The sequence below is a fragment of the Dokdonella sp. genome (assembly GCF_019634775.1).
Taxonomy (GTDB): domain Bacteria; phylum Pseudomonadota; class Gammaproteobacteria; order Xanthomonadales; family Rhodanobacteraceae; genus Dokdonella.
Map to the genome: position 1 here is coordinate 938,622 of NZ_JAHCAS010000001.1, position 15,788 is coordinate 954,409.

At 65.8% G+C, this 15,788-nt stretch carries 15 protein-coding genes; 8 read left to right on the forward strand and 7 right to left on the reverse strand.

The window, feature by feature from the left end; all coding sequences use genetic code 11:
• Nucleotides 1-11: 11 nt before the first annotated feature.
• A complete protein-coding gene (locus tag KF907_RS04010) occupies nt 12-1,367 on the reverse strand; it encodes a DcaP family trimeric outer membrane transporter (protein ID WP_472843824.1) in 1,356 nt (451 codons plus the stop codon).
• 163 nt (nt 1,368-1,530) lie between these two features.
• Between KF907_RS04010 and acs the strand changes: the two genes are divergently transcribed.
• The 8 genes from acs (at nt 1,531) to KF907_RS04050 (ending at nt 9,125) form a co-directional block, all read left to right on the forward strand.
• On the forward strand, nt 1,531-3,471 hold the full coding sequence (acs, locus tag KF907_RS04015; protein WP_291220243.1) for an acetate--CoA ligase: 1,941 nt from the start codon (nt 1,531-1,533) through the stop codon (nt 3,469-3,471).
• A gap of 109 nt (nt 3,472-3,580) precedes the next feature.
• Nucleotides 3,581-4,258, forward strand: coding sequence for a response regulator (locus KF907_RS04020; RefSeq protein WP_291218429.1), 678 nt, complete (start codon nt 3,581-3,583; stop codon nt 4,256-4,258).
• 65 nt (nt 4,259-4,323) lie between these two features.
• Nucleotides 4,324-4,473, forward strand: a complete 150-nt coding sequence (locus KF907_RS04025) for a hypothetical protein (protein ID WP_291218430.1) — start codon at nt 4,324-4,326, stop codon at nt 4,471-4,473.
• Nucleotides 4,474-4,689: 216 nt separating this feature from the next.
• Nucleotides 4,690-6,243, forward strand: coding sequence for an LSm family protein (locus tag KF907_RS04030; RefSeq protein ID WP_291218431.1), 1,554 nt, complete (start codon nt 4,690-4,692; stop codon nt 6,241-6,243).
• Between the two features lie 71 nt (nt 6,244-6,314).
• On the forward strand, nt 6,315-6,887 hold the full coding sequence (locus KF907_RS04035; RefSeq protein ID WP_291218433.1) for an RNA polymerase sigma factor: 573 nt from the start codon (nt 6,315-6,317) through the stop codon (nt 6,885-6,887).
• Nucleotides 6,880-7,332 (forward strand): hypothetical protein, encoded by a 453-nt coding sequence (locus KF907_RS04040; RefSeq protein ID WP_291218434.1) that lies wholly within the window; start codon nt 6,880-6,882, stop codon nt 7,330-7,332. The genes KF907_RS04035 and KF907_RS04040 overlap by 8 nt, the downstream gene beginning before the upstream one ends.
• 49 nt (nt 7,333-7,381) lie before the next feature.
• A complete protein-coding gene (locus tag KF907_RS04045) occupies nt 7,382-8,299 on the forward strand; it encodes a PDZ domain-containing protein (RefSeq protein ID WP_291218436.1) in 918 nt (305 codons plus the stop codon).
• 67 nt (nt 8,300-8,366) lie between these two features.
• A complete protein-coding gene (locus KF907_RS04050) occupies nt 8,367-9,125 on the forward strand; it encodes a pyridoxine 5'-phosphate synthase (protein WP_291218438.1) in 759 nt (252 codons plus the stop codon).
• A 24-nt stretch (nt 9,126-9,149) separates the two neighbouring features.
• On the opposite strand, the gene KF907_RS04055 is transcribed toward KF907_RS04050, so the two are convergent.
• From KF907_RS04055 to gyrB, 6 genes are all read right to left on the reverse strand, one after another.
• Nucleotides 9,150-9,557 (reverse strand): ExbD/TolR family protein, encoded by a 408-nt coding sequence (locus KF907_RS04055; RefSeq protein ID WP_291218440.1) that lies wholly within the window; start codon nt 9,555-9,557, stop codon nt 9,150-9,152.
• A 217-nt stretch (nt 9,558-9,774) separates the two neighbouring features.
• The gene (locus KF907_RS04060; protein WP_291218442.1) at nt 9,775-10,182 is read right to left on the reverse strand and encodes an ExbD/TolR family protein; all 408 of its coding nucleotides are present in this window, start codon (nt 10,180-10,182) and stop codon (nt 9,775-9,777) included.
• Nucleotides 10,183-10,185: 3 nt separating this feature from the next.
• Nucleotides 10,186-10,959 (reverse strand): MotA/TolQ/ExbB proton channel family protein, encoded by a 774-nt coding sequence (locus tag KF907_RS04065; protein ID WP_291218445.1) that lies wholly within the window; start codon nt 10,957-10,959, stop codon nt 10,186-10,188.
• A gap of 23 nt (nt 10,960-10,982) precedes the next feature.
• Nucleotides 10,983-11,642: an energy transducer TonB gene (locus KF907_RS04070; protein WP_291218447.1), complete on the reverse strand. Its 660-nt coding sequence runs from the start codon at nt 11,640-11,642 to the stop codon at nt 10,983-10,985.
• A 180-nt stretch (nt 11,643-11,822) separates the two neighbouring features.
• Nucleotides 11,823-13,106, reverse strand: a complete 1,284-nt coding sequence (locus KF907_RS04075; RefSeq protein WP_291218449.1) for a tetratricopeptide repeat protein — start codon at nt 13,104-13,106, stop codon at nt 11,823-11,825.
• Nucleotides 13,107-13,336: 230 nt separating this feature from the next.
• The gene (gyrB, locus tag KF907_RS04080) at nt 13,337-15,748 is read right to left on the reverse strand and encodes a DNA topoisomerase (ATP-hydrolyzing) subunit B (RefSeq protein WP_291218451.1); all 2,412 of its coding nucleotides are present in this window, start codon (nt 15,746-15,748) and stop codon (nt 13,337-13,339) included.
• Nucleotides 15,749-15,788 lie beyond the last annotated feature (40 nt).

The following is a 15,788-nucleotide window of genomic DNA, read 5'->3' on the forward strand; positions in this document are numbered from 1 at the left end:
TTGCTCCTCTGTCAGAACGAGTACTTGGTGGTGAACTGCAAACGCGTGATGCGGCCGTCGGCGCCATTCTCGAGTTCGCGCTTGCCGACCATCAGTTCGGCACCGACGTCGACCTTCGGGAACGGCGAGTAGAAGACGTTGAAGCGCAGGCTCTGCACCGATTCGGTGACGCCGCCGCCGGTGAACGACACGGGGTTGTCGTACTGGCTGCGTGCATAGACGAGGTTGGTGCGGGTCGTCGGCGACCATGCATGACGCCAGCCGACAAATCCGGCCACGCCGCCGATTGCATCGAGGTCGCCATCGGCGTCGATGGCGGTGTCGCCGGTGATGCCGAGGCCGATGTAGCGGCTGAAGCCGTTGCCGGCGGTGACCTGGTAACGCAGGTCATCGTTCTTGCCGAGCACCCACTTGCCGCCGACGGTGAGCGCCGCGGCAAACTCGGTGTCATCGACAGCGGGCGTTGTCGACGAGCCCGCGCGTTGCACCTTGAGGTTACGCAGCAGGCCACCGACACCAAACGTACCCCAGTCGCCCTTCCAGCCGTAGCGCAGGGTGAGGTCGGGCATGGCACCGCGGTCCGACGCCGTGGTGGCGCCGCCACCGTTCGGGATGTAGAGCGTTTCGGGATTCTCCAGGGCGATCGAGAACGCGCCGCTGGTGTAACGCACCTGGGCCTGGCGGACGAAGATCACGCCGTCGGTCGGACCGACGAAGTCGACCGTATCCGGCAACGAGCCGACATCCATGAAGTTCGACCAGGTCTGGCCAGCCAGCCAGCTGTTCCAGTAGGCGTAGGCATGACGCATGGTCACGCCATACGTGTTCGTCGCGTTCTGGTTGCCGAGCGCGTTACCGAAGAAGTCCATCTCGACATAGGCGCCGCCCTTGGAGCCGGACTCGGTCACCGTGTCGATGCCGATGCCGAAGCGCGAGAACTTCGCATGCGCATCGTAGTCGACATCGGCGGCGCGACCACCGACCGGCGTCTGGCTTGGCACGTACAGTGCGCGCCCGACCGCCGAATCGGCCAGCTGGCCGTCGTGCGTCTTGGTGGCCAGGAAGTCGGCCTTGATGAAGCCGCCGTAGCGCAACGTGGTTCCCGCCGGCGAGCCCGGCGTCAGCGACACGGCCTGGATCGGCAGCTTGCCGGCCGGCACCGCCGGCGCAGCGGCCGGCGCTGGTGCCGCACGCTGGGCCTTGAACTCGGCGGCGAGTTCCTGGATCTGGCGTTCGAGCTCGGCGATGCGTTGCTCAAGGGCCGCTTCACGCTCGGAATCGGCGTGGACGACGCCCGGCAGTACTAGCGCGCAGGCGATGGCCAGTGAGCTCAAGCGCAGACCTGTTCTGTTCTTTGACGTCACCATGATTGCCCCTCCCGGAATGTAGGCGCGGCCAGCATGCACACGTCCGCTGGCGAACTTCCATTAACCAATGGTCGTGGGTCGACCAAAGTCGTAGAGCGTGCGCCGAGTGCGTGCACGCGGCGCTATGATCCTGTCGAGCATCGACAACTCGCCGGAGGCACGCATGGCGCAGATCCATCCCGTTCCGGCCGCGTTCGCGGCTGCAGCCCGCTATGACAAGGCGCGCTATGACGCGCTGTACGCGGAATCGATGGCCGACCCGATAGGTTTCTGGTCGCGCATCGGCCAGCGCCTCGACTGGATCACGCCCTACACCCAGGTCAAGGACGTCTCCTACGATGCCGCCGACCTGCATATCCGCTGGTACCACGACGGCACGCTGAACGTTTCGGCCAACTGCCTCGACCGCCATCTCGCCACGCGCGGCGACAAGACCGCGATCATCTGGGAAGGCGACGATCCGGCCGAGTCACGCCGCATCAGCTACCGTGAGCTGCATGCCGAGGTGTGCAAGGCGGCGAACCTGCTCGCCAGCCTCGGCGTGAAGAAAGGCGACCGTGTCGCGATCTACCTGCCGATGATTCCGGAAGCCGCGGTGGCGATGCTCGCCTGCACGCGCATCGGTGCGATCCACACCATCGTGTTCGCCGGCTTCTCGCCCGATTCACTGGCCAGCCGCATCGCCGACAGCCAGTGCAAGCTCGTCATCACCGCTGACGAGGGCCTGCGCGGCAAGAAGCGCGTGCCGCTCAAGGCGAATGTCGACGAGGCACTCAAGCGGCCGAACACGAACAGCGTCGAGACCGTGCTCGTCGTGCGTCGCACCGATGGTGCGGTCGACATGCAGACACCACGCGACCGCTGGTGGCACACGCTGGTCGAAGGCCAGTCGACCACGCACGAGCCGGTTGCCTGCGAGGCCGAACATCCGCTGTTCATCCTCTACACATCCGGCTCGACCGGTACGCCGAAAGGCGTGCTGCATACCACTGGCGGCTATCTCGTGTTCGCCAGCTTCACCCACGAGGCCATCTTCGACCTGCGCGAGGACGATGTTTACTGGTGTACCGCCGACATCGGCTGGGTCACCGGCCACAGCTATCTCCTGTACGGCCCCTTGGCCAATGGTGCGACTACGCTGATGTTCGAGGGCGTACCGAACTATCCCGACTCCTCGCGCTTCTGGCAGGTCGTCGACAAGCACAAGGTCACCCTGTTCTACACCGCACCAACGGCGATCCGCGCGCTGATGCGCGAAGGCGAGGAGATCGTCAAAAAGACCTCGCGCGCCAGCCTGCGTCTGCTCGGCTCGGTCGGCGAGCCGATCAACCCCGAGGCTTGGGAGTGGTACTGGCGCGTGGTCGGTGATGGCCGCTGCCCGATCGTCGACACCTGGTGGCAGACCGAAACCGGCGGCATCCTGATCTCGCCGCTGCCCGGTGCAATCGCGCAGAAGCCCGGCTCGGCAACGCTGCCGTTCTTCGGCATCCGGCCGGCCATCGTCGATGCCAATGGCAGCGTGCTCGAGGGTGCGACCGAGGGCAACCTCGTGCTGACCGACTCCTGGCCCGGCCAGATGCGTACGGTCTACGGTGACCACGCGCGCTTCGTCGATACCTATTTCCGCACCTACCCGGGCACCTATTTCACCGGCGACGGTGCGCGCCGCGACGAGGATGGCTACTACTGGATCACCGGCCGCGTCGATGACGTCATCAACGTCTCCGGCCATCGTCTCGGCACGGCCGAAGTCGAGAGTGCGCTGGTCGCGCATGCACAGGTTGCCGAAGCCGCCGTGGTCGGCTGCCCACACGACATCAAGGGCCAGGGCATCTATGCCTACGTCACCCTCAAGGCCGGCATCACACCGAGCGAGGACTTGCGCAAGGAACTGATTGCCTGGGTGCGCAAGGAGATCGGCCCGATCGCCACCCCGGACTACCTGCAATGGGCGCCGGGTCTGCCGAAGACGCGTTCCGGCAAGATCATGCGCCGCATCCTGCGCAAGATCGCCGAGAACCAGCCAGAAGCGCTGGGCGATACCTCGACCCTTGCCGATCCCTCGGTGGTCGCCAGCCTGGTGGATGAGAGGCTGGTGCGATGAGAACCGTGATTGGTGATTCGGGATTCGGAATAGGAAAGTGCGGGGTGTGCCTGTGGCACGCGCTGTTGCGTCGAATCACCCATCACCAATCACCCCTCCCGATCGTGCCATGCGCGAAGTCCTGATCGCCGACGACCACCCTCTGTTCCGCGACGCGCTGCGGCGGGCGGTGCTGCGGGCGGTGCCGGATGCGACGCTGCACGAAGCCGACAGCGTCGCCTCGATCCAGGGACTGGTCGATGCCCATCCCGATGCCGACCTGCTCCTGCTCGACCTGCACATGCCGGGCGCCAGGGGTTTCTCGACGCTGGTGCACATCCGCGCACAGCATCCGGGCCTGCCGATCATCGTCGTCTCCGCGCACGAGGAGAATGTGGTCATGCGCCGCGCGATCGCGCATGGTGCGTCTGGCTACATTCCGAAGTCGGTCTCGGTCGACACCATCGTCGGTGCCGTGCAGGGCGTGCTCGACGGTGATGTCTGGCTGCCCGACACGGCCGGCACGGTCGACGCCGCTTTGCCGCCCGGCGAGGCCGCTATCGCCGCACGCATCGCCGAGCTGACTCCGCAGCAGTTCCGCGTGCTGTCGATGATCGCCGAGGGCCTGCTCAACAAACAGATCGCCTATGACCTGAACGTATCCGAGGCAACCGTCAAGGCACACATGACCGCGATCATGCGCAAGCTCGGGGTCAGCAACCGCACCCAGGTCGCCCTGCTCGCCAACCACCTCGCCGTGGACCAGGACGCCGCAAGCGAGCTGTCAGAGGCCGGTTTCCAGACCTGAGCCGATCAGCGGGTGTGGAGCCAACGATCTTCGTTCTTCTTCGACTTCGAACGATGACCACATCCATGCGTCCATCACACCACCCATGGCTGCATGCCGCCATGCTCGGCATGCGCAATCGCTGGCGTGCCTTGGCCTGGGTCGCGTCGGGTGTACTGGATCTCGTCGAACACGATGCCATCGCGTGCTGCGGCTGTACGACCGACGTCTCGTGAACGCCTTGGCACGCGAGGAACTCGCGACTTTCTGGGCTGGCGCAGGCGGTTTCGAGGTGGCGATGGCGCGGGCGCTCGCTTCGGCCGCAACATCAACCTGTGACAGTCGGTGACGATGCTCACATCACGCGTTGCCGCTGCCGGGCAATGTCGCTATCGTCACGCTCTCGACATCAGTGATCGCGAGGCGACGGCGGGGCGTGGATCATGGGGCGAATGCGCAAGAGCGTTCTTGTCCTTGCCTTGCTGGCCGGGGCTTGCTGGCTTATCGGTGAGTTCGCTGCCCGTGCTACCGCACGCCGGCTTGCCGCGTCCCTCGAACCGAACGCCCAACTCGACTACGCCGGCGCCGGCTTCACCTGGGGTGGCGGCCTGCGCCTCCACGAACCGCGCCTGCGCTTCGGCACGATGGCCGAGGCCGCCAGCCTCTCGGCGCGCTCCGCCCGGATCGGCGGTGCCGGCTGGCTGTGGCTGCCGCTGGCCTGGCTCGGCGGCGCCAACGCCTTGCCGGCCCATGCCACGATCGAGTTGAAGGCTGCCACCGTGTCGGGCTCGCCGCTCGCGGCCGCCATCGGCGAATTCCTGCAGCCGCCCGGACTGGTGCCTTTCTCACACGAAGGCTGCCCCGGAGCGCAACCCGGCCCCCTCGACTACGCACGCCTCGGCATCACGCCGGGCGAGCGCGTCGACCGACTCGAGTATTGGTACGACCCGGACAACACACGCCTCGAATTGCGCTTCGACCTGGAGCGGCCGCAGGTGATGCGCCTGTCCGGCTCGGTCGACCTAAGCGCGTTCCGGCCGGCGCTCTTCCGCGACGCAGCGGCGCGCACCGAGCTGCGCCTGGCCCGCGGCGAACTCGAGTTCACCGACAGCGGTTTTCTTGGCGTGCGCAATGCGCTGTGCGGCAGCCGGCTCGGTGTCCCGGCATCGGATTTCGTGGCTGCGCACATGACGGCGGTCGATGCTTTCCTTGCGGCGCGTGGCGTCAGTGCGAGCGATAGTTTGCGTGCGCTCTATCGCAACTTCGTCATCGAGGGCGGCACGCTGCGCCTGAACACCCTGCCCGATCCCGGCTGGGTGCCGGCCAATATCGCCGACTATCCACGTGGCGACCTGCTGCGGCAGCTCAGCATCACCGCACGACATGGCAGCGCCTTGCCAGTCATGCTGCAACTCACGTTTGCCGACCCGGTCGCACCGCTCGAGCTGGCCGGTTCCGCTCGGCAAGCGACGCCCCACGCACAGACGGCCGCCGAACCGGCACCACCCGTCGCACTCGATCCCGCACCTGTGGCGGCCGTGGTCAGCGAGGCGCACGCCGCCGAGCCGGTCGAACCAGCGCCACCAGCGACTCCCTCAACCACCCCGGTAGTGACGCCTCCCGAGCTTGCTCCCACACCCGCCGTCCCGGCCGCTACCGGCACGAAGCCGGCCAACGACGCAACCGGACCCCTCGGCGCGAGCGCGCCTCCGCCACCCGAGAACTCGACCCTGGCACTGGTTTGGAAACCCGGCGTGATCGAACGTTTGCCGCCGCCTGTTCTGGAGCGGCCTGACTACGACGTGGTTGCCATATCCGCACTGCGTGGGTACCTCGGGCGACGCATCCGCCTGGTCACCGCCGGTGGCAAGCTGGTCGATGGCGAGTTGCGTGGGATCACGAATGACCACGCACTGGTCGCCGTGCGCGTGAACGCCGGCGAGGCCGAAGTCGCGGTGCCACTGGCCAACGTGCGCGAGGCACGCGTGGTCATTGCGCGTCGCTGAATGCACCTCTGCGACGCTCCCGGCTTCGGTAACGTCCTTGAAGCGTGGCTGCCGATGGAACCTCTACGCGCGTGAGCAACGGCTTCGGCCAGGAACTCGATGCGCTGACGCTCGAGAGGGCCCGCCGCGGCGATGTGCGCGCGTTCGAGGCGATCTACCGCATGTATGCGCGTGCCTGCTACACCCTGGCGCTGCGCATCCTCGGCGACGCAGGTGCTGCCGAGGACGTCATGCAGGAAGTGTTTTTGCGCGTGCTGTCGATGCTGCGTGGCTTCCGTGGCGATGCGCCATTCGGTGCATGGCTCAAGCGTCTGACTGCGAATGCGACGATCGATGTCATCCGCCGCAACCGGCGCTTCGATGGTGATGATGCTGCGCTGATCCTCGAGACGACTGCGGCCGGTGGTACGGATGGGGAGTTGGCCGCGGACGCCTGGTCGCTGTTGCAGCGGCTGCCGCCACGTGCCCGGGCCGTGCTGCTGCTGCATGAAGTCGAAGGCTATACGCACCGGGAGCTTGGCGCATTGTTCGGGCAAAGTGAGAGCTATTCGAAGTCGATCCTCGCGCGCACGCTGAAGCAGCTCGGGGACATGATGGGCACGAAGCCCGCACACAGGACCACGGTCGATGACGACCATGCATGAATCCACGGCATTGCCGCATATCCGCCGCTTGCTGCATGAGCTCCCGGAGTTCGAGCCGGAACCTCGGCTCTGGCTCGACATCACCGCCACGCATCGATCTCGACAACGGCGGCGGCGACAGGTGCTGGTTGGCTCGGGCCTTGCTCTCGTCGCCTCGCTGGTCGCGTTGGTGGTACTGCCACCACGTGGACTGTCGCCAGCGTCCGAACTCGATCTCTGGCAGGCGCGCTCTCAGGCTCTCGAGCACCAATGGCAGACCCTGGCCTCACTGCGGGGAGACGCCAGGCTGCGCGCCCAGTTGCGATTGATCGACGGTGAGTTGCAGTCGGCCTACGACCGCGGCGCCGGTGCCGATGAACTGGCGCCCCTGTGGAAACAACGCAGCGATGCCCTGCTCGACCTGATCAACCGTGGCTCCGACGCTACTGCACTGACCCGTCTTTGACCCGCCTGTTCCGCGGAGGACTGGAATGATCCCGATGCCGATTCGCCACATGTGTCGTTTTGCGGCACTCGCTCTCGCACTGTCCGCCCTCACCCCGTGTGCGCAGGCGCAGCAGACCACGACGACACCAGCGGTCGAACAACAGTTGCGCGAATCCTTGCGCGTGCTGTTGCTCGACATGGTGCAAGCCGGCGCGTTCGGTGACACGCCGGCAGAGCAGCTCGAGCTGTCGATCGACTCACCGCGCCAGCGCGTCGGCGATCTCGGCCTGATCGTCGACAGCACTGCTGCACCACGTGCCGGTGAGGGTCTGCGCGTGCTCGGTACGACACCGGGCGGGAATGGCGAACGAATCGGCCTGCGCGCCGGCGATGTCATCATCGCCGTCAATGGTCTCGGTCTCGGCAGTGGGCCAGACGCTGCGGCACGCCTGCGTGAGGCGGTGGGCGACTTCAGCGACGGTGCCGCGGTGGAGTTCGACCTGCGTCGCGACGGCAGGCCGACCAAGGCTGCCGGCACCCTGACCGGTACCTGGCTGCCGGCGATGCGCCTGTCGGTGGGTGCGCACGCGCTGGCTTCGAGCGTCGATTCCCGGTCCGACCGCGGGGTCGGTTGCGGACGTATCGTGATCTTCGATACCGCCCCTCGCCAAGACGGCCTGCATGCTGCCACGCTCAACCGTATCGATGGTCGGACGGCTGGGATCACCGGGCAGACGAGCTTCCGCCTGCCCGTGGGACGGCACGAACTCGAGATCGGTGAGCGCATAGACCCGCGCTACCTGTCGTTCAACGATCGTCTGCGCAATGCCGGCGGTGTGCGCTACAAGACCTTGGTGATCGATGTTGGCGCCGATACCGAGTACCACGTCGCCGTGCGGCTCAACCAGGACCGGCGCAACGAATGGAAGGACGGTGCGTTCTGGGATCCAGTGGTGTGGCGCGAGGCGGCGCAGCCCTGCCGCTGACGATCACCGTTCCGGGTCTCCACGTTTCGCACTTCGGTTAGGCTGCAGGACTTTCGACGGAATCGCCGTGATCAAGCTCAGCGTCAACGTCAACAAGGTCGCCGTGCTGCGCAACTCGCGCGGCGGCAGCGAGCCCGATCCCGTCAACGCCGCTCGGGTGGCGCTCGCTGCCGGCTGCCACGGCATCACCGTGCATCCGCGCCCCGACCAGCGCCACATCCGTGTAGACGACGTCTCGCGCATCGCGCAGGTGCTCGATGGCGCCGAGTACAACATCGAAGGCAATCCATTCGCCCCTGCTCGCGGCGACTATCCGGGCCTGCTCGCGATCGTGCGCGCGACGCGACCCGCCCAGGTCACGCTCGTACCGGACGGCGACGGCCAGATCACCTCCGACCATGGCTTCGACGTCGAGCGCGACGTCGAGCGGCTGACACCACTGGTCGCGGCATTCCGCGAGCTGGACTGCCGGGTCAGCGTGTTCGTCGATGCCGGCACGGCGCGACTCGATGCGCTGGCGGCGATTGGCGTGAACCGCATCGAAATCTACACCGGGCCCTTCGCGCACGCGCACGCGCTTGGCGACGATGCAGCGGCCGTCGCCGCCTGCGTCGCCACCGCCCAGGCCGCCCGCGCGGTGGGGCTCGGCGTCAACGCCGGACACGACCTCTGTCAACACAATCTCGCACGGCTGGCCAGTGCGATCCCGTGGCTCGACGAAGTTTCGATCGGCCACGCGCTGTTCGGTGAAGCCCTGTACGCCGGGCTCGATGCGACCGTGCGCGCCTATCTCGGCATCCTGCGCACGGCAGCCGCGCCGGATTGACCATCCCGGCGCGGCTCTTGCCGGTCAATGTGCCGGCAAGGCCTCGACGCGAAGGTCGGACACGCCCTGACGGGTCGCCATCGCCAACACTTCGGCAAGATCGTCGTAGCGCGACTGGGCCTGCGGTCGGATCTCCAGGCGAACCGGCGCGCTGCCGGCGCTGGCTGCGCGCATCAGTATTTCCAGCTCGGCGCGCGAGGTCGGCAGGTCGTTGATGCGCAGTTCGCCGCCCTCGCCGATGGCGACGGCCATGACCCTCGGTTCGACCTTGCCCTTGTCGCCACCAGCAAGCGGCAAGGTGATCTGTTTCGTCACGATCGGCGTGGCGATCATGAAGATGATGAGGACAGTCAGCATCACGTCGACGAGCGGGGTGATGTTGATCTCGGCGAGCGGCGTGCCATTGCCACGAAGCGGATTCGCGTAAGCCATGGTGGACCTCCGAAGCGGGTCAATGGTCGTTTGTCAGGGCCTGGGCGGGCCGAGCCCTTGGCGCCAGCCTACGCTCTTTGCGGAGAAGAAGGGAGAGAGGAGCGAGGGCTCGAGCGCGATGGGCTTGCGCCCTCGCCCCTCGTCCCTGCTTCACCGCCCCCTCAATGAAAACGGCGCCCGAAGGCGCCGTTCCGTATCCCCGTGACAACCGCCGCCGCTATTGCTGCGAGGTGATGAAGCCGATCTTGACCATGCCGGAGCTCTTCGCGGTCGCCATGACCGTGGCGATGAGCTGATACTGCGTGGTCTTGTCGGCGCGAATCTGCAATTCCGGCTGCGGATTCTTCTGCGCGGCCACGCGCAACTGCGCGGCCAGCATCGCCTCGGTGATCGGCTCGTCGTTCCAGTAAAGCTCGCCACCAGCCTTGACGGCGAGGTCGATCGGCTCGGGAGGGTTGGTCTCCTGGACGTTCGGGTTCGCCTGCGGCAGGTCGATGCGGATCTTGTGGGTCATCAGCGGCGCGGTGATCATGAAGATGATCAGCAGCACCAACATCACGTCGACCAGCGGCGTGACGTTGATTTCCGCCATCGGGCCACCGCCCGAGTTCGACGAGAAGGCCATGGCTTACTTCCTCGCAGCTGCGGGCGCTGCTGGTGCGTTGGCGTCGACGCGCGAACCGATCGCGAAGAAGTCGTGCAGGTCATGCGCGAATTCGTCGAAGCGAGCGTAGATCAGGCGGTTGCTGCGCACATAGAAGTTGTAGGCGAGCACGGCGGGGATCGCGACGAACAGACCGATCGCGGTCATGATCAGCGCCTCGCCGACCGGGCCGGCCACCGCTTCCATCGAGGCGTTGCCGCTGGCGCCGATCTTGATGAGGGCGTGGTAGATGCCCCAGACGGTGCCGAGCAGACCAACGAACGGCGCGGTCGAACCGACCGTGGCGAGCACGGTCAGGCCACCTTCCAGGCGCATGCTCTCGCGGGCGACGCCCTGGCGCAGCGCGCGGTCGATGAACTCGGAACGGTTCAGCGCCTCGACCAGACGGCTGCCTTCATGACGCGAGTGGTGCTGCGCGGCGACGGCGGCGTCGAGCGCGATCTTCGAGAACGGCTCGGACTTCGGCTGCTCCTCGAGGAAGCGGATCGCCTCCTGCGCCGATGGCGTTTCCCAGAAGGTGTGAATCACGCGGTCCATGCGCGAGCGCACCATCGTGTTGCGGATCAGGTTGAAGATGATGAAGTAGATCGACAGGATCGACATCACGACGAGAGTGATGAACACCACCCAGCCGACCGCGTCGAAGTTATGGATCAGATGGTCGAAGCCCATCGCGGACATCGCCTGGGCATTGCTGCCGCCGCCCGCCGGAATCGTTGAAACTGCATCTTGCTGCATGGCGCTACCCTACGATGTGAGTACTACTGGTTGAGGTTGAACTCGATCGGGACCAAAGCATAACCGCGACTCGGTTTGCCGTCCTTCATGCCTGCGTTGAACACCCAGGTCTTCACTGCAGCGATCGCGGCCTGGTCGAGCAGGCGCGAACCGCTGGACTTCTCGACCGTGATCTCCTCCGGCGAACCGTCGAGCCCGACGAGCACTTTCAGCAGGACCTTGCCCTGCTGGTGCTGCCTGACAGCCTGCGGCGGATACTTCGGCGGACGAAGCTTACGGTAGCTGATGTTCTCGCTCGGCGCGATGTCCACCGGGGGCGCCGGTGGTGCCGGGGGCGCCGGCGGCGGCGCAGCCACCGCCATCGGCGAGGCTTCCTCGACGATGACCGGCGGTGGCGGCTCCGGCGGTGGGGTCGGCGGCGGCTTGACCTTCTCGATCACCTTCGGCGGCGGCTTCTTCGGCGGCTCCGGCGGCGGTGGCGGTGGCGGTGGCGGTGGCGGTGGCGGTTCGATGAATTCGACCGTCACCTTGTTGTCGACAACCTTCTCTTTCGCCGGCGGCGGCGCGACCGGCGTGGCGAGCAGACCCAAAGCGAAGACATGAACGGTGAAAGCGCCGGCCAGCGACCAGACACGGCGCCAGTTGAACGAGTTGCCTTCGGCTTGGAAAGTGTCGTCAGCCATCTGTTTCGACCAGACAAGGGGTTGTGCTTGCAAGCGACCCGGGGGAGTCGAACAGACCCGAGATGGCTTTGCTCGATGACGCGGGGCCCGGCACGGTACAACACCGGCGCCCTCGTCGACAAGGGTATCGCGACGGCCTGATTGTGACCGATTGGGCCAACCGCCGATGCTCGCCGCGTTCTACTTGCGCGTTGACGGACGCCTGAGCTTGACGCCCGTGGTCGCGGCCTTGATGCGTTGCTCGGCCATCGTCTTCGTGCTCGGGAACGTGGCGGCCTTTCGCCAGTCGGCCATGGCGCCGGCATTGTCGTTGAGGTCGCTGAGGATGTCGCCACGCATCACATAGGCTTCGCCTTCCTGACGCAGGCCACCCTTGCTGATGGCACGATTCAGAGCTTCCTTGGCTTCGGCGGAGCGCTCGGCATAGTAGAGGTAGTAGCCAAGCTGGTAGTCGACGTTGCCGTCGGCTGCGAAGGGCGAAGCCTTGGTATACGCATCGATCGTGCAGGCGTCGTCCTCGCTCTGCGAGCACACGTCGCCCAACAGGCGATAGGCTTCGAGCGATGGCTGCACGACGCCCTTGCTCATGCCCTCGCGCAGCGTGTCCGCGGCGTCTTTCGGCTTGTCCGCATTGGCGTATAGCTTGGCGAGCTGCATGTAGTCTTCCGGTGAGGTGATCAGACCCTGCGCCTTGGCCTTGCTGAGCACCTCGATCGCCTGCGGATACTTGTCGCCGTTGACGTAGATCGTCGCGAGCTGCTTGATGAGCTTGATGTCGTTCGGCTTCTTCGCCAGTTGGCTCTGCACGAGCGCAGCCGCCTCGTCAAACTGGTCGAGCTCGTAATAGCTGGCCATGAGGATCTGGTTCCAGCTCTCGTGCGGCGCATCGCTCTTGGCGATCGCTTGCTTCATGGTGCCGATCGCGTCCTGGTAGCGCTCAAGGCGATAGAACAGGTTGCTCTTGAGGGCAAGCGAGTCGGCCGTGTTCTGCCCGGATTCCTTTTCCCAGCGATCGATCCAGGACAGGGCCTGGTCATACTTTTCATCCTGCATGTACATCTGTGCGACCTGATAGATCAGGCCGAACTGGTGCACGTTCGGCAAGGCATCGAGCTCGATGGCCTTGATGGTCGCAGCGAGCGCCTCGGCCTCGTTGTCATCGTCCCAGTAGGCTCTACCCTTGAGCTGCAGGGCGAAAGCCTGGGCGTACTTGCTGGACTTCGGGTTGCCAAGCACCTTTTCGACGATCGGCAGCGCTTCCATGCCTTTGCCATCGTTGACGAGGTCGGCGGCCTTGCTGAGCTCGCGCTGCTCGCGCTCCACCATGGTGGCCTTCGGCTCCTTGCGCGTCGCGTTCGGAAATTCATCGACGCTCTTGGTGTCCTTCTTCGCGGCAAAGGTCGCTGCGGACATCAACAGGGCGGTTGCGCACAGGGCGACACGCGCGAGCCCGGAAAGCTTCATGATCGTCACCTCGAGAACGGGTTGGGTCCGGATGCCGGATCCGGTCGGATACAGTCGTTGGAGCGTAGCGCCGCGTCCGTGGCAGCACAAGCACACGCTGGCTGCGATCAATTCGCTCCTTCGCTGCTGAGACGCACACCGGCATGCCGCGTGGCCGTCTCTGCCACGGCCATGGTTCATGAATATACTTTTGTACAATTGCAGAACCGCGATCGATTCGGCGCGGAGGCTCAGACGTCCAGGTTGCTGACCCGCAACGCGTTCTGTTCGATGAAGTCGCGACGCGGCTCGACCACATCGCCCATCAGGGTCGAGAAGATCTGGTCGGCGGCCACGGCATCCTCGATGCTGACCTGCAGCAGGCGACGTGTCTCGGGGTTGACCGTGGTCTCCCAGAGCTGGTCGGGGTTCATCTCGCCGAGACCCTTGAAGCGCTGGATGGTGCGTCCGCGCTTGGCTTCGTCGAGCAACCAGGCATGCGCCTGGGCAATGCCACCGCTCAGGACGAGACTGCGGTTGGCACGGCTGACGTGCGCGCCGGCCTGCACCAGCCCGGCGATCTGGCGTGCCGCTTCGGCGATCGGTCGGAACTCACCACCGGCAAAGAAATGGGCCGGCAGGACCTGGGTCGTCGTCGTGCCATGCTGGGTGCGTTCGACGACCAGTGCGGCCGGGTGCTCGGCGGTGGCCGTGCGCACCTCGATGCGATAGCGCGCCTGGCCGGCGCCACGGCCATTGAGCTGACCCAGCAGGGTCGCGGTCCATGCCGCCATCGTCGCCGCGTCGGCCCAACGGTCGACCGCCGGCAGCGGATGATCGAGCAGACCACGCAGCAGCACGCCGTCCTGGCGCGCGCCGAGGCGCTCGATCTGGTCGAGCGCGGCCTGGTAGTCGCCGAGCAGCTTCTCGAGCCCTGCCCCGCTCAGGGGCGGCGCATCGGGGCTGTACGCCAGTTCGGCGCCATCCACGGCATTGGAGATCAGATACGCGTTGAGTGCCGCATCGTCCTTCAGGTACAGCTCCTGCTTGCCCTGCTTAAGCTTGTACAGCGGCGGCTGGCCGATGTAGACGTGGCCGCGCTCGATCAGCTCGGGCATCTGCCGATAGAAGAAGGTCAAAAGCAGGGTGCGGATGTGCGAGCCGTCGACGTCGGCGTCGGTCATGATGATGATGCGGTGATAGCGCAGCTTGTCGACGTTGTACTCGTCCTTGCCGATGCCGGTGCCGAGTGCGGTGATCAGGGTGCCGATTTCGGCCGAACCGAGCATGCGATCGAAGCGCGCGCGCTCGACGTTGAGGATCTTGCCCTTGAGCGGCAGGATCGCCTGGGTCTTGCGGTTCCTGCCCTGCTTGGCCGAGCCGCCGGCGGAATCGCCCTCGACGATGAACAGTTCACTGAGCGCCGGATCCTTCTCCTGGCAGTCGGCGAGCTTGCCGGGCAGGCCGGCGATGTCGAGCGCGCCCTTGCGCCGGGTCATCTCGCGCGCCTTGCGCGCGGCCTCGCGCGCGCGCGCGGCATCGACCACCTTGGCCGCGATCGCACGCGCCTCGTTGGGGTGCTCGAGCAGGAACTCCTCGAGTTTCTCGTTGACCGAGGATTCGACGATACCCTTGATCTCGCTGGAGACGAGCTTGTCCTTGGTTTGCGACGAGAACTTCGGGTCCGGCATCTTCACCGACAGCACGACGATCAGGCCCTCGCGCATGTCGTCGCCGGACAGGCCGACCTTGGCGGTCTTCTGGATGCCTTGCTTGTCGATGTAGGCCGACAGGGTGCGCGTCAGCGCGGCGCGCAGGCCGGCAAGGTGCGTGCCGCCGTCCTTCTGTGGAATGTTGTTGGTGTAGCAGAAGCAGGTTTCCTGATAGGCGTCGGTCCACTGCATCGCCGCCTCGACCGTGATCGCCTCGCTCTGCTGACTGAAGTAGATCACCTTGTCATGCAGCGGTGTCTTCAGTTGGGCGAGGTGCTCGACGAAGGAGCGGATGCCGCCGGCGTATTCGAAGACGTCGTGGCGGTCGCTGCGTTCGTCACGCAGTTCGATGCGTACGCCGGAATTGAGGAAGGACAGCTCGCGCAGGCGCCGGGCGAGGATGTCGTAGTGGAACTCGACGTCGGAGAAGATCGCCGGACTCGGCAGGAAACGTACGGTGGTGCCGGTGCGGGTCGACGGCGCCAGCTGCTTGAGCGGATACAGGGGTTCGCCGAGGCGGTATTCCTGCTGGTGCTCGAAGCCCTCGCGGTGGATGGTCAGCCACAGGTGGTCCGACAGGGCGTTGACCACCGATACGCCGACACCGTGCAGGCCGCCGGAAACCTTGTAGCTGTTGTCGTCGAACTTGCCGCCGGCGTGCAGCACGGTCATGACGATTTCGGCCGAGGAGCGCCCCTCCTCGTGCATGCCGACGGGGATGCCACGGCCGTTGTCGACCACACTGACCGAGCCGTCGGTGTGGATGGTGACAATCACCTCATTGGCGAATCCGGCCAGGGCCTCATCGATCGAGTTGTCGACGACCTCGAACACCATGTGGTGCAGGCCGGTGCCGTCATCGGTGTCACCGATGTACATGCCGGGACGCTTGCGGACGGCCTCGAGTCCCTTGAGGACCTTGATCTTGCTCGAATCGTACTGCTCGCTCATGGGACTCCCGGGATCATCGCGGCACCGCCGGAACGAGCGG